The following is a 21,238-nucleotide window of genomic DNA, read 5'->3' as shown; positions in this document are numbered from 1 at the left end:
TCATGAAGATTCGATTCGATAGTCGTAAAGAACTGAACCCCACTCAGGAACAGGGTTTGAGTGTGCTCTACGCTCCGGGCAAGCGCATGGCGTTTCGCGTGCGTTGGTATTTGATCTTGTTCCTGGTCGCGAGCCCCTTGATCTGGCTGGGAGGAAAACTGACCTACGGCATGCTGATGATCGACGCGCCGGCGCAATTGCGCCTGCCGATTCTTGAGGTGCGCGCACGGGATGCCGGTCGGGTCGATCAGCTGTTCGTCATGGCCGGGGAGCAGGTCCAGATCGATCAGCCGTTGGTCAGTCTCGACAATCCCGAATGGCGTGCGCGGCTATTGCAGCTCGCCGCGATGCCGAACAAAACGGTGCCCGCCACCAACACCAAACTGGACACTCGGGAGCGTCAGTTACTCAGGACCCGAGTGAGCAGGACGGAGCAACGCGTGCAGGTGCTTGAAGACCTCGTTGTTTCAGGCGCCGTCTCTCGTGGAGAAGTGCTGGCCGCCCAGTCCGAACTCGACGCATTTAAAGCGGACCTGTTGGCGTTCGAGCGCCGCGAGCAACTGGCTCGTCAGTCGCCGTTGAGCGTTGAACGCGAGATTATTCAACAGAACGCCGAGCAACAGTGGTTGAAAACGCGCCTCGCCGCGTTGTCGGTCAAGGCTGCGCAGAGCGGTCGGGTTGCGGAGGTATTGGTCACCCCCGGCGAAAATGTCGGTGCCGGTACGTTGTTGATGCGCCTTGAGCGGCTGGAAGAGCCCCTGCTGTGGATCTATCTCGAACCGCTGAACATCAGCTACGCCGCGATTGGTCAGCCGTTGCGCGTTCGCATGCCCGATGGCGAGTGGTTGGCGGCCCATGTTGTCCAGGCCGTCGACAGCGCCGGTCGCACGCCGACGGTGTTGCGTGGGCCGTTCGCTGCCAGCGAAATGGGCTTGCAGGTCGCCGCCCGGTTTGATCGCCCCCTGTCGCCGCGCTGGAGAATTGATCAACTGCCGTTGAATGTTCGCTTTCCGACCGACTGGCAACAAATGCTCAGTGACAGCCGTGAACTCATCGAGCAATTAGGGGACTTCATTGCGATGGATCGAACACCCACCACCGCACCGGGGAGTAAATAAATCATGACTGCAGATCGAATTCTTGTGACGGGCGGTGCCGGTTTCATCGGTTCGCACCTTGTCGAAGCACTGCTTGAAAATGGTTATAGCGTCCGGGTGCTGGACGATCTTTCTACTGGCAAATTGTCGAATCTGCCGATTGATCGCTGCCATTTGACCTTGGTAGTGGGGGATGTCGCCGATGCGCCGACGGTGGAGCGGGCGATGAAAGACTGCAGTGCGGTGGTTCATCTGGCTGCGGTGGCCTCGGTGCAGGCGTCGGTCGAAGACCCGGTCGCTACTCACCAAAGCAACTTCGTCGGTACGCTGAATATCTGCGAAGCCATGCGTCAGACAGGCGTCAGACGGGTGGTTTACGCGTCCAGTGCGGCGATCTATGGCAATAATGGCGAGGGCATGGCGATTACCGAGGACACGCCCAAGAATCCGCTGACTCCGTATGCCGCCGACAAACTGGCCAGCGAACATTTCCTCGATTTCTATCGACGCCAGCACAGTCTCGAACCGGTCATTCTGCGTTTTTTCAATATTTACGGACCGCGCCAGGACCCTTCATCGCCTTATTCCGGTGTCATCAGTATTTTCAGCGAAAGGGCCAAAAAAAATCTCCCCATCACGGTTTACGGTGACGGGGAGCAAACAAGGGATTTTGTCTACATAGAGGACCTCGTAAAGGTCTTGGTACAAGCGGTCAAAGCGTCAAAAGCGAGCATCGGACCGGTCAACATCGGGTTTAACCGATCTACCAGTCTTAACGATCTGGCGGCAGCGTTAAGTGAACTCCTCGGGCGGCCCCTGACGTTGAACTACGACGCGCCGCGTTCCGGTGATATCAAGCATTCGCGCGCCGACAACAGCCGCCTGCTTCAGTGCTTCTCCCCGAGCACGCCGACCTGTTTTGCCGAGGGCCTGGGGCAACTGCTCAGAAGTATTGATTCCGGCGGGCGTTAGAATAGGCGAGCTCAGTCGCCAGCATCATGACGTGCGCTCCTCGGACAGGACGTACCAGGAAAATACGCTCAGCGTGACGGCCGTCAGGCGACATAAGTGATGGACGGTTTTTTGGGTGTTCTTAAAGAACACCCTCAACCCCAAGCGAACAAACACCGACACCTATACTCAAATTAATAGGCCTTTGAGTACCGGACATTCCGTTCGGGCAAGTCTGTAGGAAACCGCGATCTTGAACCTGCGTTCGCTGATCGTCGCCGTGTTGGTGGTGTTGGCGGGATGCGTCACGCCTGCGCCTGCCCCGGTGGAAGTGGCGCCGGTGGTGATTTCTCAAAGCACCTGGCAGCGGGTGGATCGTGAGATTGTCGCGGCATCGCAATCGGCCACCGAGCAGACCAAAATCTACGCGCGCGGTGCCATGGATTACTGGCGCACGCGAGTCTATCAACTGACCGAAGAGAACTTCATTCCATGGTTCAGCAGTTACTGGACCCAGGAATGGCTATCGATGAAGGTCAGCTGGTACACCCTCAGCGCCAAGGGCGAGCAGGATGCCTCGGCCAAGCGCCTGGCAGCCTATCTGCTGGAACAATATCGACAGCGCGTGCTGGCGCCGGTCGCGGTGGAGATCGATCCCGACGCGATTCTCGGCCTGGCAGCGGCGTTCTATGTGGACATTCTTCAGGAAGAACTGCAGCGAATCTCCCAGCGCCACGGCGTGCCGATGGCTCAGCTCAACGGCCGTATCCAGAAAATTCCGGCGATTGCCCTGGGCCCGCCGCCCGCCCGGAATGCCTCGCTGTATCAGGTCGTGCACACGCAACCGCTGAACACGCTGCCGGCCTACGCGGCGCTGATCGACAAGATCCACAAGGCAGGTGGCGACCGAGGCGTGGATTCGACTGACACCGCCATGGCGCCGGTGGCCAAGCGCGCGAGCCAGCGGATGGAAGCCGAAATGGTCCCGCGAGGTGCGGCCAGTGCAGTGGCCGCTGCCGCGGGCAAATTGGCCGGGGGCTTGATTTCCGTGGGTGTGGCGGGTATTCGCGCGATCATTCAGGCCAACGACCGGCCGGACAGCGAGGCACTGATTCGCAGCAGTCTGGGCAACACGTTCGACAAGGCCTGGCTAAAGCTGGTGCAGAACCCGACCACCGGCGTGATGGCCGGGACGTTGTACATGGCGGCGCAGATCGAGGGCAATCTGGTGGGGAGCGCTGAAGTACCGTCGGTCAGTTCGGCCAGCGGATCTGTCGATTGGGGCCCGACGGAATCGACTAACCAGCAGATCGACCCTCTACCCCCCGCAGGAGAATGACCATGTCCTACGTTGATGGCTTCATCGCAGCCGTACCCACTGCCAACCGCGAAAAATTCAAGAAACACGCCGAAACAGCCGCTGCCATTTTCAAGGAAAGCGGTGCCCTCAGCCTCGCTGAATGCTGGGGCGACGACGTACCTGACGGCAAAGTGACCTCGTTTCCGATGGCGGTAAAACTCAAGGACGACGAAACCGTCGTGTTTTCCTGGATCGTCTGGCCGGACAAAGCCACCCGCGATGCAGGCATGGAAAAACTCATGACCGATCCGCGCATGCAGCAGGACGTCAACCCGATGCCGTTCGATGGCCAGCGGTTGATCTTTGGCGGTTTCGAAATGATCGTCAAAGCCTGAGCTAACGCCAGGATCACTCCGGCGTCGGGGTGTTCCTGCAACTCTTGCGATGACGAATCTCGCTGTCTGTCGGCCGCTCTTTGACGAACTCGAAGCGCGGCTCACCTTCGTTGTAATGAACCAGCCAACCCCATTCCAGCTCGGACTCATCCTGACCGGGTTTCGGTGGCACGGCCCACCATGGTTCCTTGCTGATGATCTCTCGCATGGCCCCTCCAGTTGAATCGTTTGCATGAACTATAACGTGGATGTCAGGAGGTGCCAGGTATGAGCGACGAATCCCGTGAGCCGTTAAAACGACTGTTTTTTGCCCTCAACTGCGCACCCGAGCAACGTCGGGCCATTGCCCGGTGGCGCAGCGCACTTGGGCTCAGGAGCGGACGCCCGGTGCCGGCGGAAAACTTTCACCTGACGTTGATGTTTTTGGGCGCGGTTGGCGTGGCACAGATTGCCGATATCTGCACGGCCGCCGCGAATGTTCGAACGCCGGGCATGCCTTTGAGGGTTGCGCTTGATCGGCTGGATGTCTGGCGCAGGGCAGGGGTGTTGGTGCTCGCGCCTGAGCAGGCATCACCGGAGTTGCTTCGTCTGGTGTATGCCCTGGAGCAGGCAATGCTGCCGTTTGGCTTTGAGGATTCACCCAAGGAATTCCGTCCGCATTTGACCTTGATGCGCGACTACCGAGTGCCGGTGCCTGAGTCCGCGACGCCGCCCGAGTTTTACCTGCGGGCCGATCACTTCACCTTGTTCGAATCCCATAAGGGCCGCTACCGAGCGCTGGCCGAGTGGCCGCTCGTTCCATCATAAAAAAAGGCGCCCGAGGAGGGCGCCCAAATTCACCTTAACCGAGGAAGCCAGGTGAGGCCGTTCTGCAGATAGGAGTGCAGCGGTGGTAAGGCGCTGCGTGAACGGAAATCTTTGACACCGATCGTTCCCACGCTCTGCGTGGGAATGCCTCCTCGGACGCTCTGCGTTCGGCTCTGGAGGGGACGCAGAGCGTCCCGGGCTGCATTCCCACGCGGAGCGTGGGAACGATCAGTACTGAGTGAATTACTTGCCGAGCTTCACCCGCGTCCATCCGCGAGTCATCACCCGCTGAACGCCGATCGGCATGTCCGGAATCGCATACAACGTCGCCATCACAGCCTGCGACGGATACAAACCCGGATCATCCCGAATCGCTTCATCCACCAGTGGCGTCGCGGCCGCGTTGGCGTTGCTGTAGCCGATGTTGTTGGTGATCTCGGCGATGATGTCCGGGCGCATCAGGAAGTTCATGAACAGGTAGGCGTTCTCGACGTTCGTCGCGTCCCGTGGGATGGCGACCATGTCATAAAAACTGCCGGCACCTTCTTTCGGAATGCTGTAGTCGATCTTTACCGTGTCACCGGCTTCCTTGGCCCGAGCCTTGGCTTGCAGCACATCGCCGGAGTAACCGACCGCCACGCAGATGTTGCCGTTGGCCAGGTCCGAGATGTATTTCGACGAATGGAAGTACGCCACCGAAGGACGGATTTTCATGAACAGCGCTTCAGCTTCGGCGATCTGCGCTTTGTCCTGAGAGTTCACCGGATAGCCCAGATAGTGCAGGGCGGCCGGGAGCATCTCGGTCGGCGAATCAAGGAAGCTGATGCCGCAGGCTTTCAGTTTTTCAGCGTTTTCCGGTTTGAACAGCAGGTCCCAGGAATTGGTCGGTGCGTTGGCGCCGAGTACTTCCTTGACCTTGTCCGGGTTAAAACCGATGCCGATCGAGCCCCACATGTACGGGAAGGCATGACCGTTATCCGGGTCGCTGGCGGCGGCGTTTTTCAGCAGGACCGGGCTGAGGTTTTTCCAGTTCGGCAGCTTCGACTTGTCCAGTTCCTGATAGACGCCAGCCTTGATCTGCTTGGCCAGGAAACTGTTGGACGGCACGACGATGTCGTAGCCGGATTTGCCAGCGAGCAGCCGTGCCTCAAGGGTTTCATTACTGTCGAACACATCGTAGGTCACGCGGATGCCGGTCTCGTCTTCGAACTTCTTGACGGTGTCCGGGGCGATGTAATCCGACCAGTTGTAGACGCGCAGTACCTTGTCATTGGCCTGGGCGCCAGTGGCGATCGCGCCCAATAAGGACAGTGTCAGCAGAGTCCTGCCAAACATTTTCATCGGTACAACTCCAATTCTCTTTATCGTTGACGCAAAACTGTGAAAACGCGACGGCCTAGGCCGTCGCTTCTACCCTTTGCTTCTTCGGTTGCTGCCAGGATTCGCTGGCGGTCTGGTCCATGGCTTCCTGGATCGCGCGTTTGCGGGTGGCTTCGGCGCGGCGGCTGAAATACCAGACCATCAAGGTCACGATCGATACCGCCAACAGAATCAGGCTGGCCACGGCGTTGATCTCAGGCTTCACACCCAGACGTACCGCCGAGAACACTTCCATCGGCAGGGTCGTCGAACCCGGACCGGACACGAAGCTCGCCAACACCAAATCATCCAGCGACAAGGCAAACGACATCATGCCGCCGGCCGCCAGTGACGGCGCGATCATCGGAATGGTGATCAAGAAAAACACCTTGAACGGCTTCGCGCCCAAATCCATCGCCGCTTCTTCGATGGACAGGTCCAGCTCACGCAAACGCGCCGAAACCACCACCGCTACATAGGCGGCACAAAACGTGGTGTGGGCGATCCAGATGGTGACGATGCCACGTTCCATCGGCCAGCCGATCAACTGCGCCATGGCCACGAACAGCAGCAACAGCGACAGACCGGTGATCACTTCCGGCATCACCAACGGCGCCGTCACCAATCCACCGAACAACGTACGGCCCTTGAAGCGTGTCACGCGAGTCAGCACAAACGCCGCCAACGTGCCCAGCGCTACAGCGGCAATCGCGGTGTAGCAGGCGATTTCCAGCGAGCGCACCACCGAGCCCATCAGTTGGGAGTTGTCGAGCAGGCCGACGTACCACTTCACCGACCAGCCGCCCCACACCGTCACCAGTTTCGAGGCGTTGAACGAGTAGATCACCAGAATCAACATCGGCAGGTAGATAAACGACAGGCCGAAAATCAGCATGAACTTTGAAAATCCGAAGCGTTTCATCCCCGACCCTCCATCTCTTTGGCCTGACTACGGTTGAACAGCAGAATCGGCACAATCAGGATCAACAGCATCACCACCGCCAGGGCAGATGCCACCGGCCAGTCGCGGTTGTTGAAGAACTCTTGCCACAGCACACGACCGATCATCAGCGTCTCCGGGCCACCCAGCAGTTCCGGGATCACGAACTCACCGACCACCGGAATGAACACCAGCATGCAGCCAGCGATGATCCCGTTCTTGGCCAGCGGCACGGTGATTTTCCAGAAGTTGTTGAAGTTGCTCGACCCCAGGTCCGACGCGGCTTCCAGCAGACTTTGATCGTGCTTGACCAGGTTGGCGTACAGCGGCAACACCATGAACGGCAGGTAGGCGTAAACCACCCCAATGTAGACGGCCGTGTTGGTGTTGAGGATCTCGATCGGGTGCGAGGTCAGCCCGGTCCACATCAGGAAGCCGTTGAGCAAACCGTTGTTGCTGAGAATGCCCATCCACGCATACACGCGGATCAGGATCGCGGTCCAGGTCGGCATCATGATCAGCAACAGCAGAACGTTTTGCGTTTCCTTGTTGGCCTTGGTGATCGCGTAGGCCATCGGGAAACCGAGCGCCAGGCACATCAGCGTGCTTAAAAACGCGACCTTCAACGAGCCGAAGTAGGCCGAGATATACAGCTCATCCTGGGTCAGCAGCGAGTAGTTGCCGATGTTGAGCAATAGCTGAAATTTCTGCTCGGCGAAGGTGTAGATCTCTGAGTAAGGAGGAATGGCCAGCGCCGCTTCCGAGAAGCTGATCTTCATCACCAGGAAGAACGGCAACAGGAAAAACAGGCACAGCCACAGGAAAGGAATCCCGATGACGAGCTTTCGACCACTCGGCATCAGCCGCATAAACTGCTGATTGAGTGTTTTCATGAGCGCAGTACCACGCCGCTGTCGTCTTCCCACCACACGTAGACCTTGTCGTCCCAGGTCGGACGGGCGCCACGGCGTTCGGCGTTGGCCATGAGCGACTGCACGACCTTGCCGCCAGGCAATTCCACGTAGAACACCGAGTGACCGCCGAGGTAGGCGATGTCATGCACTTTGCCTTCGGACCAGTTGTAGCGGGTATCGGGTTTAGTCGTGCTGACCAGCAGTTTTTCCGGGCGGATCGCGTAAGTAATCGACTTGTCCTGCACCGAGGTGCTGACGCCGTGACCGACGTAAATCTTCTGCTCCAGGTCCGGGCTGTGAATGATCGCGTGCCCCTCGAGGTCTTCCACAACGGTGCCGTCGAAGGCGTTCACGTTGCCGATGAATTCGCAGACCAAGCGGCTGACCGGCGCCTCATAAATGTCCACCGGGCTGCCGATCTGCGCGATCCAGCCGAGGTGCATGATGGCGATGCGTTGGGCCATGGTCATGGCCTCTTCCTGATCGTGGGTCACCATCACGCAGGTCACGCCAACGCGCTCGATGATCTCGACCAACTCCAGTTGCATCTGCGAGCGAAGTTTTTTATCCAGCGCGCCCATCGGTTCGTCGAGCAGTAACAGCTTCGGACGTTTGGCCAGGGAGCGAGCCAATGCCACACGTTGACGCTGACCGCCAGACAGTTGATGCGGCTTGCGCTTGGCGTACTGGGTCATGTGCACCAGCCGCAGCATCTCTTCAACGCGAGCGTCGATTTCGCTGTTGGAGAGCCGATCCTGCTTCAGGCCGAAGGCGATGTTCTGCGCCACCGTCATGTGCGGGAACAAGGCGTAGGACTGGAACATCATGTTGATCGGCCGTTCGTACGGCGGCATGTCGGTGATGTCGACACCGTCGAGCAGAATTCGTCCTTCGGTCGGGCGCTCGAAGCCTGCGAGCATGCGCAGCAGGGTCGATTTACCGGAGCCGGAACCACCGAGCAGGGCGAAGATTTCGCCTTGATGAATCTCAAGCGAGACATCGTCAACAGCGGTGGTTTCGTCGAATTTCTTGGTGACGCGATCGACTTTCACCAGTACCTTTTTCGGTGACTGGTGACCTTCAAGAGCCTTCCTGTAGATGCTGGAGGCGTTTGCCATGTGAAACTCCCAACAGGTTTCAGTCGTCGGGCCAACGCGGCCTGACTTAATAGTGGATTGCAAGCCCGGTCGGGCTTATTCGGCGCCGCCGTCCTGGCTGCCTGTTCGTACTTGTTGTTATCGCGTTTGTTGTTGTCGTGAAGGACTGGCGCACAACGGCGCGCCAGCCCCTCACGGGGGCAGTAAATTGATTAATCGAGTGTTAAGTCAGCGCGTATTACGAAGCGCCGCCCGTTGCCGGCACGCCTCGCCAAACGCGTGGAAAATACTCAAATAAGGAGGGTTCGAAAGCACCTGCCATTCCGGGTGCCATTGCACGCCGACGGCGAAAGCCTTGCTGTGCTCGACCGAAATCGCCTCGATCAAGCCATCCGGCGCGACAGCTTCGGCGCGCAGGCCGGGAGCCAGCCGGTCGATGCCTTGGCTGTGAATCGAATTGACCTGGAACACCTGCGGCAAATCCAGCGCCTCGAACACACCGCCCGGTTGCACGTTGACCGGGTGAGCCGCTGCGTACTGCACGGCCAGGTCCGGATGATTCGCTTCCCGGTGATCCAGCATGCCGGGCAGTTCGTGGACCTTTTGATAAAGGCTGCCCCCGAACGCCACGTTCATTTCCTGAAAGCCGCGGCAGATGCCGAGCACCGGCACGCCGGCCGCAATGGCCGCACGCAATAAGGGAAGGGTGGTGGCGTCCCGTTGCGGATCGTGATCCGTACCGGGGGCGCTGTCGGGGCCTTGATAGTGGAAGGGTTCCACATTCGAGGGCGAGCCGGTCAGCAGCAGACCGTCGAGATGCGCGAGCACATCTTCAATCTCGGTCAGTTCGCCTAAGGAAGGAATGATGACCGGCAGCCCCAAAGCCGCGACGCTGACAGCACGCAAGTACTTGTCGCCGCTGACATGGTAGGGGTGCAGGCCAATCTGTTTGACGCACGCAGTAACGCCGATCAATGGCTTGAATGCCATTTTTATCACCTCGAAGTTTCACACTTGAACGAGCTTTTCCAGAGCTTAGCCTTGTTGATTTTAATTAACAACTCTCATGTAAAAAATTCTAAACGCCGCACGTCTGATCTTGAGGGTTTATGCGGCGTGCAAGACTTGTCTGGCACTCTCGTGCCCTAAAAAGGCCAGAAAATAAAGGTTGAAAGGCCAAGTGTTCGCTATTGACTTCACTTTGCCGTTCGGGTTGACTGGGCTCGTGAAAGGGTAGTGAACATAATAATTAACAGCTAATAGGTGCATCATGTCGGTCCCTCTGCGTGCCGTTCAACTCAACGAAGCAAACGCATTCCTTAAGAAATATCCTGAGGTTTTGTACGTCGACCTTCTGATTGCGGATATGAACGGTGTGGTGCGCGGTAAGCGCATCGAGCGCACCAGTCTTCATAAGGTTTACGAAAAAGGTATCAACCTCCCGGCGTCACTGTTTGCTCTGGACATCAATGGTTCTACGGTGGAAAGCACCGGCCTGGGTCTGGACATCGGTGACTCAGACCGAATCTGCTTTCCCATCCCTAATACGCTCAGCATCGAGCCTTGGCAGAAGCGCCCTACTGCGCAACTGTTAATGACCATGCACGAACTCGAAGGCCAGCCGTTCTTCGCTGACCCTCGCGAAGTGCTGCGTCAGGTCGTGAGCAAGTTCGATGCAATGGGCCTGACCATCTGCGCCGCGTTCGAACTCGAGTTCTATCTGATCGACCAGGACAACGTGAACGGTCGTCCGCAATCGCCACGCTCGCCGGTGTCGGGCAAACGTCCGATGTCGACTCAGGTCTACCTGATCGACGACCTGGACGAATACGTCGATTGCCTGCAAGACATCCTCGAAGGCGCGAAAGAGCAAGGCATTCCTGCTGACGCCATCGTCAAGGAAAGCGCCCCGGCGCAGTTTGAAGTGAACCTGCATCACGTCAATGACCCGATCAAGGCCTGCGACTACGCGGTGTTGCTCAAGCGTCTGGTGAAGAACATCGCCTACGACCACGAGATGGACACCACCTTCATGGCCAAGCCGTATCCGGGCCAGGCGGGCAATGGTTTGCACGTGCACATTTCGATTCTCGACAAAGAAGGCAACAACATCTTTGCCAGCGAGGATCCCGAGCAGAACGCCGCGCTGCGACACGCGATCGGCGGTGTGCTCGAGACCCTGCCGGCGCAGATGGCGTTCCTCTGCCCGAACGTCAACTCGTACCGTCGCTTCGGCGCACAGTTCTATGTGCCCAACTCGCCGAGCTGGGGCATCGACAACCGTACCGTCGCGGTACGTGTGCCGACCGGTTCGTCGGACTCCGTGCGTATCGAACACCGCGTGGCGGGCGCTGATGCCAACCCGTACTTGCTGATGGCGTCGGTGCTGGCCGGTATTCACCACGGCCTGACCAACCAGATCGAGCCGGGCGCACCGGTTGAAGGCAACAGCTACGAGCAGAATGAGCAGAGCCTGCCGAACAACCTGCGTGATGCACTGCGCGAACTGGCCGACAGCGAAGTCATGTCGCGCTATATCGACCCGCTGTACATCGACGTGTTCGTGGCGTGCAAGGAAAGCGAGCTGGCCGAGTTCGAGAACTCCATCTCGGACCTTGAGTACAACTGGTATCTGCACACAGTCTGACGGCTGGTGAGTAACCTTGTAGGAGCTGCCTTCGGCAGCTCCTACAGGGGCATTCATTCCAACGATCACTAATTTTCTGCGTCGAGTCACAACAATGACAAACACTCGCAGCGACTGGGAGCAACGCTTTCAGTCCTTAACAATCGAAGGCCGTGCATTCATCGACGGCCAATACTGCTCGGCACTCAGCGGCGACACCTTTGAATGCATGAGCCCGGTCGACGGCCGCTTCCTGGTCAACGTCGCCAGCACCGACGAAGCCGACGCCAATGCGGCAGTCGCCGTCGCGCGCCGCACCTTCGAATCCGGCATCTGGGCCAAACTCGCCCCGGCCGAGCGCAAGCGTATCCTGATCCGTTTCGCCGATCTCATCCTGGCCAACCAGGAAGAACTCGCCCTGCTCGAAACCCTCGACATGGGCAAGCCGATCAGCGACTCGATGAACATCGACATCCCGGCGACCGCCAACGCGATCCGCTGGAGCGCCGAAGCCATCGACAAGATCTACGACGAAGTCGCCGCCACACCGCACGACCAACTCGGCCTCATCACCCGCGAACCTGCCGGCGTGGTCGCCGCCATTGTGCCGTGGAACTTCCCGTTGATCATGGCCAGCTGGAAGTTCGCCCCAGCCCTGGCCGCCGGCAACTCGTTCATCCTCAAGCCTTCGGAAAAGTCACCGCTGACCGCCATCCGCATCGCCCAGCTTGCTCTGGAGGCGGGCATCCCGAAAGGCGTGTTCAACGTTCTGCCAGGCTACGGTCACACCGTCGGCAAGGCGCTGGCGTTGCACATGGACGTCGACGTGCTGGCCTTCACCGGCTCGACCGTGATTGCCAAGCAACTGCTGATCTACGCCGGGCAAAGCAACATGAAACGCGTCTGGCTCGAAGCAGGGGGGAAGAGTCCAAACGTGGTGTTCGCCGACGCGCCGGATCTGCGCGCGGCAGCACAAGCGGCGGCCGGTGCGATTGCCTTCAACCAGGGCGAAGTCTGCACCGCTGGTTCGCGCTTGCTGGTGGAACGCTCGATTCGCGAGCAATTCATCCCGCTGCTGGTGGAAGCACTGCAAGCCTGGAAACCGGGGCACGCCCTCGATCCAGAAACCACCGTCGGCGCAGTCGTCGATCAGCGTCAACTGGACAACGTGCTGCGCTACATCCAGGTCGGCAAAGACCAGGGCGCGCAGTTGATCGCGGGCGGCAGCCGTACCCTCGAAAGCACCGGTGGCCTGTACGTGGAACCGGCGATTTTCGACGGCGTGACCAACGCCATGACCATCGCCCGGGAAGAAATCTTCGGCCCGGTACTGTCGCTGATCACCTTCGACACCGAGGAAGAAGCGCTGGCGATTGCCAACGACAGCATCTTCGGCCTGGCCGCGGGCGTCTGGACCAGCAACCTGAGCAAGGCCCACACCTTCGCTCGCGGCTTGCGCGCCGGTAGCGTCTGGGTCAACCAGTACGACGGCGGCGACATGACTGCGCCGTTCGGCGGGTTCAAGCAGTCGGGTAACGGTCGGGACAAATCGCTGCATGCGTTCGACAAATACACCGAACTCAAAGCGACCTGGATCAAGCTCTAACACCTCTACAACGGCGGCCGTCGGCACGTGCCAGCGGCCATCGGAGAAACCTATGAAACAAAGCTCTGTTAAACAAAATCATGTAAACAGCTACTACGCCGCCACCCGCAACTTCACCGGCGACTTCCCGGTCCTCGAACAAGCGGTGGACTGCGACGTCTGCGTGATCGGCGCCGGCTACACCGGTTTGTCCTCGGCACTGTTCCTCGCCGAAGCAGGCTACAGCGTCACCGTGCTCGAAGCCGCCAAAGTCGGTTTCGGCGCCAGCGGTCGCAACGGCGGTCAACTGGTCAACTCCTACAGTCGCGACGTCGATGTCATCGAAGAACGTTACGGTGACAAGACCGCCGAAGTCCTCGGCAGCATGATCTTCGAAGGCGCCGACATCATCCGTCAGCGCATACAGCACTACGACATCCAGTGCGACTACCGTCCGGGCGGCATCTTTGCCGCGCTGAACAAAAAGCAGCTCAAAGGCCTGGCCGAGCAGAAAAGCAACTGGGAACGTTACGGCAACAAGAACCTGAAAATGCTCGACGCGGCGGACATCCAGCGCGAAGTCGGTTGCGACAACTACGTTGGCGGCCTGCTCGACATGCAGGGCGGCCACATCCACCCGCTGAACCTGGCCCTCGGCGAAGCCTCGGCGATCATCGGCCTCGGCGGCAAAATCTACGAGCAATCGGCCGCAGTGGAAATCACCTACGGCGAGCCGATCACCGTGCGCACCGCCAAAGGCCTGGTCCGCGCCAAGTACCTGCTGATCGCCGGCAACGCCTACCTGCCTCAAGACCTCGACAACCGAGTCACGCGCAAAAGCATGCCGTGCGGTTCGCAAATCGTCGTCACCGAGCCGTTGTCCGAAAAAGTTGCGCGCAGCCTGATCAAAAACAACTACTGCGTCGAAGACTGCAACTACCTGCTCGACTACTACCGCCTCACCGCCGACAACCGCCTGCTGTACGGCGGCGGCGTGGTCTACGGTGCCCGCGAACCGGACGACATCGAGCAACTGATCAAACCGAAAATCCTCAAAACCTTCCCGCAACTGAAGGACGTGAAGATCGACTACCGCTGGACCGGCAACTTCCTGCTGACCATGTCACGCATGCCGCAGTTCGGCCGCATCGAGAAAAACGCCTACTACATGCAAGGCTACAGCGGCCACGGCGTCACCTGCTCGCACCTGGCCGGCAAACTCATCTCGGAAATGATCCGCGGCGACGCCGAACGCTTCGACGCCTTCGCCTCCCTGCCACACATGCCCATGATCGGCGGCCGCACCTTCCAGGCCCCACTCACCGCCATGGGCGCCGCGTACTACGCGCTGCGTGACCGGTTCGGCATCTAAGTTGAATCCACCCGGCAGCCACTCCAAAACGCTGCCGCCGGATCTGAACACTGCAACACTCTGTGGGAGCGAGCAGGCTCGCTCCCACAATGGGTTTTCGTTGTTCCTCAGGCCATCGTTTCCTGCAGGCTTTCATGCTGCCGAGCATCACTCGCAATCAACTGTTTGATCGCTTCAAACAACTCATCACCTTGCGCCTCCGTGCAGTCCTCGCCATTGCGTTTGCGCAGCCCGTAATGGCTAAGAATCAAGTGCACATCCGCATGCAGACCCTGTTGCTTCAGGCAGTTCTCGACGCATTCCAGCGGGCAACCGTCCAGCGCGAAGATCCGTCGTCCCGAACGCGCCTTGTTGACCAGCGCCGCCACATGCCCGCCGACGCCGACGATGCAGGACATCTCGGCCAGTCCGCTGCGATCCAGTCGCACTGCCAGGGTATTGGCCAGTTGGGCGACGTTGGAGCAGCCCGAGCAGGAGTAAATCAGAGGCAAGGTTGAACGGGGCATGAGCACTCTCCATGGATGGACTTCTTCAGTGTGCAAGGCCGGTGGCGATGCGCATTGACTGCGGTCAATTCAGTCTATTGGAACGCCGCGAGATCCTCTTCGGCGAGGATGCTGATATTGCGTCGTTCCATGGCGATCAGGCCGCTGTCCACCAGACGGTGCAAGATCCGCGAAAAGGTTTCCGGCTGAATACCCAGCTTCGAGGCGACCAGGCGCTTGGACACCTGCAAGACAATCAAACCGCTGATCGGGTTGCGCTCCTGGAACAGAAAATTGATCACCCGACGGCTCGCGCTGGCCATGGTCAAGGTGTCGATGTCGCGCAGACGCAGGTGCAGGTGAACGCTCATGCTCGCCAGAATGGCCAGGCAAACCTTCGGCTGGTCTTCGAGTGCATTGCGGTAATGGTTGCCCTCGATACTCACCAGCACGCTGTCCTTCAGCGCCGTGGCGCTCACCGGGTAGAGACGGGCCTGGCTGAACAGCAAGGCTTCGGCAAAGGTCTGGCCCGGCTGAATGATTTCCACCAGGTTCTCCTGACCTTCGCCCGTGAGGCGGTACAACTTGATCTGACCGCTGACCAGCAGGAAAAATCGCTTGGCCGGATCCCCTTGATGCATGAGCGTGTTGTGACAGGTCAGACGCTTGAGCATGGCCAGGCCGCAGACTTCCTCGAAGATCTTCTCCGGCAGTTGGCTGAACAGATGATGACGGCGCAATGTTAAAACGATGGAAGGGTGGGTCAGCATGGCGTACCTCCGCTGACGCTCATAGTAGAGAGCGCCGGCCGGATGACCTATGCCTCTGCCGGCCTACCTCCAAAGAGGCATGCCCCTCAGCCCGCATTGCGCAGATGCTCCATGGCCCACACGGCCGCCTCTACCCGCGAGCGCAAGCCGAGTTTGTGCAGCAGGTTTTTGACGTGAACCTTGACCGTCCCTTCGGTGATGCCCAGCTTGTGCCCGATGATTTTGTTGCTGAAACCGCTGGCGATGGTTTTCAGCACCTGACGCTCACGCTCGGTCAGTTCCACCACGGTCTGGCGTTGCGGTGAGCGCAGCGCCTGGGCCATGACTTGGGTCAGGCCCGGGCTGATCACCAGTGCGCCGTTCAAGGCATCGCGGATGTACTGAACCAACAGTTCGGGCTCCATGTCCTTGAGCAGATAGCCGTCGGCATCCAGACGCAGTGCGTCGCGAATATCGTCTTCAGCGTCCGAGACCGTGAACAGCAGCACCTTGCCGGTGTAGTGCATCGCCCGTAATTGGCGCAGGGTCTCAATGCCATTCATCTGCGGCATGTTGTTATCGAGCAATACCAGATCCGGTTTCAACGGCTCGATCAGAATGAGTGCTTCTTCACCGTTGCCGGCTTCGCCGACGATCAGGAAATCATCTTCGAGTTCGAGCATCTGGCGGATGCCGTGACGCATCATCGGATGGTCGTCGACCAGCAGGATTGTGTGTTGCGGGGACGGGTTCATGTGACGCTACCTTCTGTTTGCTGCCCGAGAAACTCCGGTTGGAATTCCAGCTGGACGCGGGTGCCTTGCGGCTCCCTGGAAAATATCTGCAGCTGGCCGCGCAAGCTGCGGGCCCGCTCATCCATGATGTTCAAGCCATGGTGTTCGCGTTGGTCGACGTTGCCGCTGAACCCGCGCCCATCGTCTTCGACGATGAGCCTGACGGTTTCACCGTCCTGACGCAGTTCGAGCCAGGCGTTTTGTGCGTGGGCGTGGCGCAGGCAATTGGAGAGCGCCTCGCGGGTGATCTGCAAAATGTGGATTTGTTCGCTGGCCGATAACTGAAAGGCCAGCGCGTCGACGTGCAGGTGCACCTGAAATTCCCCGCGCCGGGAGAACTCCTCGGCGGTGTCCTTGAGTTCCTGCACCAGTCCCGCGTCGTGAATCTGCAAGCGAAAGGTGGTCAGCAACTCGCGTAACTGGCGGTAGGCATTGTTCAGCCCTTCGCGCAATTCGGCGGTGACGTTTTCCAGGATTTCAACCGGTTCGCCACGGCGCATCAGGGTCTGCAGGCGACTGACTTGCAACTTCATGTAGGACAAGGCCTGGGCCAGTGAGTCGTGCAACTCCCGGGCAATGATGGTGCGTTCGTCGAGCAACAGCAGGCGATGGTCCTGTTCCCGTTGACGTTTGAGCGACAGCGACGTGCCGATGAGGTTGGCCAGGGCCTGGATCAGTTGGGTTTCCCAGGCTTGCGTCGGGTGTCCGTCGACAAAATGCGCCTTGAGTTCGCCCAGTTCGCTGCCCTGATTGCTGATGCTGAATGTTTGTGGACTGGCTTTATGGTGTTTCTGGCACGTGGCGCAGTCGCTGCTGGCGCAGACTTCCCGGATGTTCGCGCCATGCAAGGCGAGCAGCTGCTGGGCCGGTGCCTGCAATTGTCCTTGCAGACACAGCGACAGGCGCAAGCCAGGCAGGCGTTGTTGGAAGCGCCGGATCAACTCATCCAAGCCTTCGGCATTGGCCAGGCGTGTGGCCAGGCTTCGACTGCTTTGGTACAGCAGTTCGAGAGCGGCATTGGCTTGTTGCAGGTTCAGGGTTTTTTGCTGGACCTGACTCTCCAGGGTGCGGTGCGAGTCTTCGATGGTCTCGGCCATGGCGTTGAAGCTTGTGGCCAACTGGCCCAGTTCGTCCTGGGACTGATGGTTGACCCGCACCTTGAAATCGCCGCGACGAAAGCGCTGGGTCGCGTCCACCAACTCTTTCAAGGGCGTGATTACGCCGCACTGCAGCTCGTAAAGCCCAAGCAGCAGGACAATCATGGTGGTGAACAAGGCCAGGCCCTGGATCACCTGTTGCCAGCCTTGCTTTTGTTCGCTTTCGCGCTGCAACAGGTTGACGAACTGGTTCAGTTGTTCAACGAAGGGCAGGGCCTGGACCTGAAAATAGGCGGCATCGCCGCGCTCAAGTGCCGGGCGCAAATCCTCGTTCCATCGCTGTTGGATTTGCCCATAGCTGATTTGCAGCGCGGTGGTCGGGCCATCTTCCAGCACCGCCTTGAGTGACTGGCTGTTGAGTCGGGTTTGCAGGCTGTCGGTGACGGCGGCAATTTCTTCGCCGGTGGCGCCAGCCGCCAGTTTCCAGCTCAGGTGGTAGGTCTCCATGCGCACCGAGCCTGCGGTGTTGATGGCGGCGGCATCGCCCTGGCTGAACCAGGCGATCAGTCCGGCGCTCAATGAACTGGCGAGGGCGAGCACGGCGATCAGGATCACCGCCACCCCGGCGCGAGCGGGCAAGGAGCTGCGTAACCAGCGCATCATCAGCGCAGGTCCGGGAAAAAATCAGGAAAACAGAGCACGTGGAGCTCCAGGGTGGGGTTTTGCCGCCGATCCCGGGCGCGCTACCTCTAAAGAGTTGTCGACTGATCCTTGTCAGCAAAAACATTGGTAGAAATCCCTAAGACGCTGATAAACAAACAACTTCAGGGTTTCGTTGAACTACCTCCTTAGAGGTAGACCGCACAAGCATAGGCCTATGCGCCCATGGGCTTCGTTGACATGGATCAAGTTTTTGCGGGGTTGGCCTCTCTAGTCTGCCGCCATGGCTAACTGACTGGAGAGCATTGTGAACCAACCGCAAGTACGACAAGGCTTGGTGCTGGGCATGAGCACGCTGGCCTTCACAGTCTGTTTCATGGTCTGGATGATGTTTGCCGTGCTTGGGGTGCCGATCAAGGATCTGCTCCAGCTCAACGAAACCCAGTTCGGCCTGCTGGCCGCGACCCCGGTACTGACCGGCTCGCTGGTGCGTTTGCCACTGGGTCTGCTGACCGACCGTTTTGGCGGGCGCAGTGTGTTCTTCCTGCTGATGCTGGCCTGCGTGGCGCCGCTGTACCTGATCAGTCACGCCACCGCTTACTGGCAGTTCCTGGTGCTGGGCTTGTTCGTCGGCCTCGCTGGCGGCTCGTTTTCGGTCGGGATTGCCTACGTCGCCAAATGGTTCGACAAGGAGAATCAGGGTTTTGCGATGGGCATCTTCGGCGCCGGTAACGCCGGGGCCGCGGTGACCAAGTTTCTCGCCCCGGCACTGATCGCTGCCGGCAGTTGGCAGCTGGTGCCGAAAGTCTTCAGCGCGATCCTCTTTATTACTGCGCTGTTGTTCTGGTTCTTCAGCGCCGAAAACAAGGACCACCGCAGTGCCACCGGCGCCACGTTGCGTGAGCAATTGAGCTCGCTGAAGGATCCCGCGGTGTGGCGCTACTGCCAGTACTACTCGATCGTTTTCGGCGGTTATGTCGCCCTCGCGCTGTGGATGACCAAGTACTACGTGCAGGAGTACGGTTTCAGTCTGCAAAGCGCGGCGCTGCTGGCGGCCTGTTTTTCCCTGCCCGGTGGCGTGCTGCGTGCCGTCGGCGGCTGGATGTCGGATCGCTGGGGTGCGCAAAGTGTGACCTGGTGGGTGTTGTGGGTCAGCTGGTTCTGCCTGTTCCTGCTCTCGTATCCCCAGACCCAACTGCAAGTGCAAACGATCAACGGCCCAGTGGACTTCCACATCGGCCTCAATCCCGCGCTGTTCACCGTGCTGCTGTTCGTCATGGGCATCGCCTTTGCGTTCGGCAAGGCCTCGGTCTTTAAATACATCGCCAATGACTACCCGAAAAACATGGGGGCCGTGTCCGGCATCGTCGGCCTCGCGGGTGGCTTGGGCGGTTTCGTGTTGCCAATCCTGTTCGGCGCCCTGGTGGACCTCACCGGCGTGCGCTCTTCCTGCTTCATGTTGATGTACGGCGTGGTCTGGGTCTCCCTCACCTGGATGTACTTCAGCGAAATACGCAAAAGCCCGGTGCTGGGTAAAGCGCCGCTGCTGACCCCATCCCCGATTTCCAGCATTGCCCTAGGAGAAGAACATGTCCGTTCTGCAAAAGCCTGAAAAAGGCCCGGTCATTCATGACTGGCGCCCCGAGGACCCAGCGTTCTGGGGAAGTAGCGGCAAACAGACTGCCACGCGCAACTTGTGGATTTCCATTCCTGCGCTGCTGCTGGCCTTTGCGGTGTGGATGGTCTGGAGCACGGTGATTGTACGTTTGAACGCCATCGGCTTCAGCTTCACCACCGACCAGCTGTTCTGGCTGGCGGCGTTGCCGGGGTTGTCCGGTGCGACCTTGCGCGTCTTCTATTCCTTTATGGTGCCGATCTTCGGTGGCCGTCGCTGGACTGCCCTGAGCACCGCGTCGCTTTTGTTGCCATCGATCTGGATGGGCTTCGCCGTGCAGGACCCGAGCACCTCGTATAGCGTGTTCGTGTTGATTGCCTTGCTCTGCGGTTTTGGTGGCGGCAACTTCGCCTCGAGCATGTCCAACATCAGCTTCTTCTATCCCAAGTCGCAGCAGGGCACAGCCCTTGGTCTCAATGCCGGGCTGGGTAACCTGGGCGTCTCGGTGATGCAGTTCTGTGTGCCGCTGGTGATCACCTTCGGTGTGTTCGGCTTCATGGGCGGCTCGCCGCAAGCACTGCCGGATGGCGGCCAATTGTGGTTGCAGAACGCCGGTTTCATCTGGGTGCCGTTCATTGTCTTGGTGACGGTGCTGGCCTGGTTCGGCATGAATGACCTGTCCAGTGCCCGGGCCTCGTTCAGCGAACAGGCGGTGATCTTCAAACGCAAACACAACTGGCTGATGTGCTGGTTGTACCTGGCGACCTTCGGTTCGTTTATCGGTTTCTCCGCGGCGTTTCCGCTGCTGATCAAAACCTCCTTCCCTGACGTCATCGCCTTGAAATTCGCCTTCCTCGGCCCGTTGGTTGGCGCGCTGGTGCGCCCATTGGGCGGCTGGCTGGCGGACAAGCTCGGTGGCGCGAAGGTGACCTTGTGGAACTTCGTGGCGATGATCGTGATGGTCTTCGGCGTCATGCACTTCCTGCCGCAGAACGGCTCGGGCGGCAACTTCTACGGCTATCTCGGCATGTTCATGCTGCTGTTCATTACCACTGGCATCGGCAACGGCTCCACCTTCCGCATGATCCCGGTGATCTTCCGCACACAGCATGAAAAAGCCTGTGTCGGCAAACCACCCGCTGTACGTGAACAAGCACTGAAGAACGCCGGCAAAGAGTCGGCCGCCGTCCTGGGCTTCAGTTCCGCCATGGGCGCCTTCGGTGCGTTCTTCATTCCCAAATCCTTCGGTACTTCGATGGCCCAGACCGGCGGCCCCGAGATGGCCTTCTACATGTTCGTCGGCTTTTACCTGAGCTGCATCGTGGTGACCTGGTGGTGGTACGCGCGCAAAGGCGCGGCGACACCCTGCTAAGACGACCCGAATCCAACCATTGC

Annotated in this window: 20 protein-coding genes; 10 read left to right on the top strand and 10 right to left on the bottom strand. The window is 59.3% G+C overall.

Features of this window, described 5'->3' with window-relative positions:
* Positions 1–2 precede the first annotated feature (2 nt).
* The 4 genes from QK293_RS04400 to QK293_RS04385 all read left to right on the top strand — a co-directional run bounded on the left by QK293_RS04400 (position 3) and on the right by QK293_RS04385 (position 3,743).
* Entirely contained in the window at positions 3–1,118 is a 1,116-nt protein-coding gene (locus tag QK293_RS04400) for an efflux RND transporter periplasmic adaptor subunit (RefSeq protein ID WP_282375850.1), read from the top strand.
* Between the two features lie 3 nt (positions 1,119–1,121).
* The gene (locus QK293_RS04395; RefSeq protein ID WP_282375848.1) at positions 1,122–2,069 is read left to right on the top strand and encodes an NAD-dependent epimerase/dehydratase family protein; all 948 of its coding nucleotides are present in this window, start codon (positions 1,122–1,124) and stop codon (positions 2,067–2,069) included.
* A 232-nt stretch (positions 2,070–2,301) separates the two neighbouring features.
* A complete protein-coding gene (locus QK293_RS04390) occupies positions 2,302–3,387 on the top strand; it encodes a hypothetical protein (RefSeq protein WP_282375846.1) in 1,086 nt (361 codons plus the stop codon).
* A 2-nt stretch (positions 3,388–3,389) separates the two neighbouring features.
* Positions 3,390–3,743: a DUF1428 domain-containing protein gene (locus tag QK293_RS04385; RefSeq protein ID WP_282375844.1), complete on the top strand. Its 354-nt coding sequence runs from the start codon at positions 3,390–3,392 to the stop codon at positions 3,741–3,743.
* Between the two features lie 13 nt (positions 3,744–3,756).
* On the opposite strand, the gene QK293_RS04380 is transcribed toward QK293_RS04385, so the two are convergent.
* Positions 3,757–3,951, bottom strand: coding sequence for a hypothetical protein (locus QK293_RS04380; protein WP_282375842.1), 195 nt, complete (start codon positions 3,949–3,951; stop codon positions 3,757–3,759).
* A 59-nt stretch (positions 3,952–4,010) separates the two neighbouring features.
* Here QK293_RS04380 and thpR point away from each other — a divergent pair, with 59 nt between their 5' ends.
* The gene (gene thpR, locus QK293_RS04375; protein ID WP_282375840.1) at positions 4,011–4,550 is read left to right on the top strand and encodes an RNA 2',3'-cyclic phosphodiesterase; all 540 of its coding nucleotides are present in this window, start codon (positions 4,011–4,013) and stop codon (positions 4,548–4,550) included.
* Positions 4,551–4,793: 243 nt separating this feature from the next.
* On the opposite strand, the gene QK293_RS04370 is transcribed toward thpR, so the two are convergent.
* The 5 genes from QK293_RS04370 to QK293_RS04350 all read right to left on the bottom strand — a co-directional run bounded on the left by QK293_RS04370 (position 4,794) and on the right by QK293_RS04350 (position 9,850).
* Entirely contained in the window at positions 4,794–5,891 is a 1,098-nt protein-coding gene (locus QK293_RS04370; protein ID WP_282375839.1) for a polyamine ABC transporter substrate-binding protein, read from the bottom strand.
* Positions 5,892–5,946: 55 nt separating this feature from the next.
* A complete protein-coding gene (locus tag QK293_RS04365; protein ID WP_282375838.1) occupies positions 5,947–6,831 on the bottom strand; it encodes an ABC transporter permease subunit in 885 nt (294 codons plus the stop codon).
* Positions 6,828–7,709: an ABC transporter permease subunit gene (locus QK293_RS04360; protein ID WP_282376079.1), complete on the bottom strand. Its 882-nt coding sequence runs from the start codon at positions 7,707–7,709 to the stop codon at positions 6,828–6,830. Before QK293_RS04360 ends, QK293_RS04365 begins: the two co-directional genes overlap by 4 nt.
* 29 nt (positions 7,710–7,738) lie before the next feature.
* Positions 7,739–8,881 (bottom strand): polyamine ABC transporter ATP-binding protein, encoded by a 1,143-nt coding sequence (potA, locus tag QK293_RS04355; RefSeq protein ID WP_282375836.1) that lies wholly within the window; start codon positions 8,879–8,881, stop codon positions 7,739–7,741.
* Between the two features lie 207 nt (positions 8,882–9,088).
* Positions 9,089–9,850: a gamma-glutamyl-gamma-aminobutyrate hydrolase family protein gene (locus tag QK293_RS04350; protein ID WP_282375834.1), complete on the bottom strand. Its 762-nt coding sequence runs from the start codon at positions 9,848–9,850 to the stop codon at positions 9,089–9,091.
* Between the two features lie 280 nt (positions 9,851–10,130).
* Between QK293_RS04350 and QK293_RS04345 the strand changes: the two genes are divergently transcribed.
* From QK293_RS04345 to QK293_RS04335, 3 genes are all read left to right on the top strand, one after another.
* Entirely contained in the window at positions 10,131–11,507 is a 1,377-nt protein-coding gene (locus QK293_RS04345; RefSeq protein ID WP_282375832.1) for a glutamine synthetase family protein, read from the top strand.
* Between the two features lie 94 nt (positions 11,508–11,601).
* Positions 11,602–13,092, top strand: coding sequence for an aldehyde dehydrogenase (locus QK293_RS04340; RefSeq protein ID WP_282375831.1), 1,491 nt, complete (start codon positions 11,602–11,604; stop codon positions 13,090–13,092).
* Between the two features lie 52 nt (positions 13,093–13,144).
* Positions 13,145–14,443 (top strand): FAD-binding oxidoreductase, encoded by a 1,299-nt coding sequence (locus tag QK293_RS04335; protein WP_282375829.1) that lies wholly within the window; start codon positions 13,145–13,147, stop codon positions 14,441–14,443.
* Positions 14,444–14,550: 107 nt separating this feature from the next.
* On the opposite strand, the gene QK293_RS04330 is transcribed toward QK293_RS04335, so the two are convergent.
* From QK293_RS04330 to QK293_RS04315, 4 genes are all read right to left on the bottom strand, one after another.
* Positions 14,551–14,949: a putative zinc-binding protein gene (locus QK293_RS04330; RefSeq protein ID WP_282375827.1), complete on the bottom strand. Its 399-nt coding sequence runs from the start codon at positions 14,947–14,949 to the stop codon at positions 14,551–14,553.
* A gap of 74 nt (positions 14,950–15,023) precedes the next feature.
* Positions 15,024–15,698 carry a Crp/Fnr family transcriptional regulator gene (locus QK293_RS04325; protein ID WP_282375825.1) on the bottom strand — a complete coding sequence of 225 codons (675 nt, stop codon included), beginning with the start codon at positions 15,696–15,698 and terminating at the stop codon, positions 15,024–15,026.
* 86 nt (positions 15,699–15,784) lie between these two features.
* The gene (gene narL, locus QK293_RS04320) at positions 15,785–16,432 is read right to left on the bottom strand and encodes a two-component system response regulator NarL (protein ID WP_282375824.1); all 648 of its coding nucleotides are present in this window, start codon (positions 16,430–16,432) and stop codon (positions 15,785–15,787) included.
* Positions 16,429–18,231, bottom strand: a complete 1,803-nt coding sequence (locus QK293_RS04315) for a HAMP domain-containing protein (protein WP_282375823.1) — start codon at positions 18,229–18,231, stop codon at positions 16,429–16,431. Before QK293_RS04315 ends, narL begins: the two co-directional genes overlap by 4 nt.
* Before the next feature lie 304 nt (positions 18,232–18,535).
* Here QK293_RS04315 and QK293_RS04310 point away from each other — a divergent pair, with 304 nt between their 5' ends.
* A complete protein-coding gene (locus QK293_RS04310; protein ID WP_282375822.1) occupies positions 18,536–19,840 on the top strand; it encodes a nitrate/nitrite transporter in 1,305 nt (434 codons plus the stop codon).
* Entirely contained in the window at positions 19,818–21,215 is a 1,398-nt protein-coding gene (locus tag QK293_RS04305; protein ID WP_282375821.1) for a NarK family nitrate/nitrite MFS transporter, read from the top strand. The genes QK293_RS04310 and QK293_RS04305 overlap by 23 nt, the downstream gene beginning before the upstream one ends.
* Positions 21,216–21,238 lie beyond the last annotated feature (23 nt).

This window comes from Pseudomonas sp. AL03, assembly GCF_029960815.1.
Taxonomy (GTDB): Bacteria; Pseudomonadota; Gammaproteobacteria; order Pseudomonadales; family Pseudomonadaceae; genus Aquipseudomonas.
Note: the sequence above shows the minus strand (reverse complement) of the source record. Positions and strands in the feature narration are given on the sequence as shown.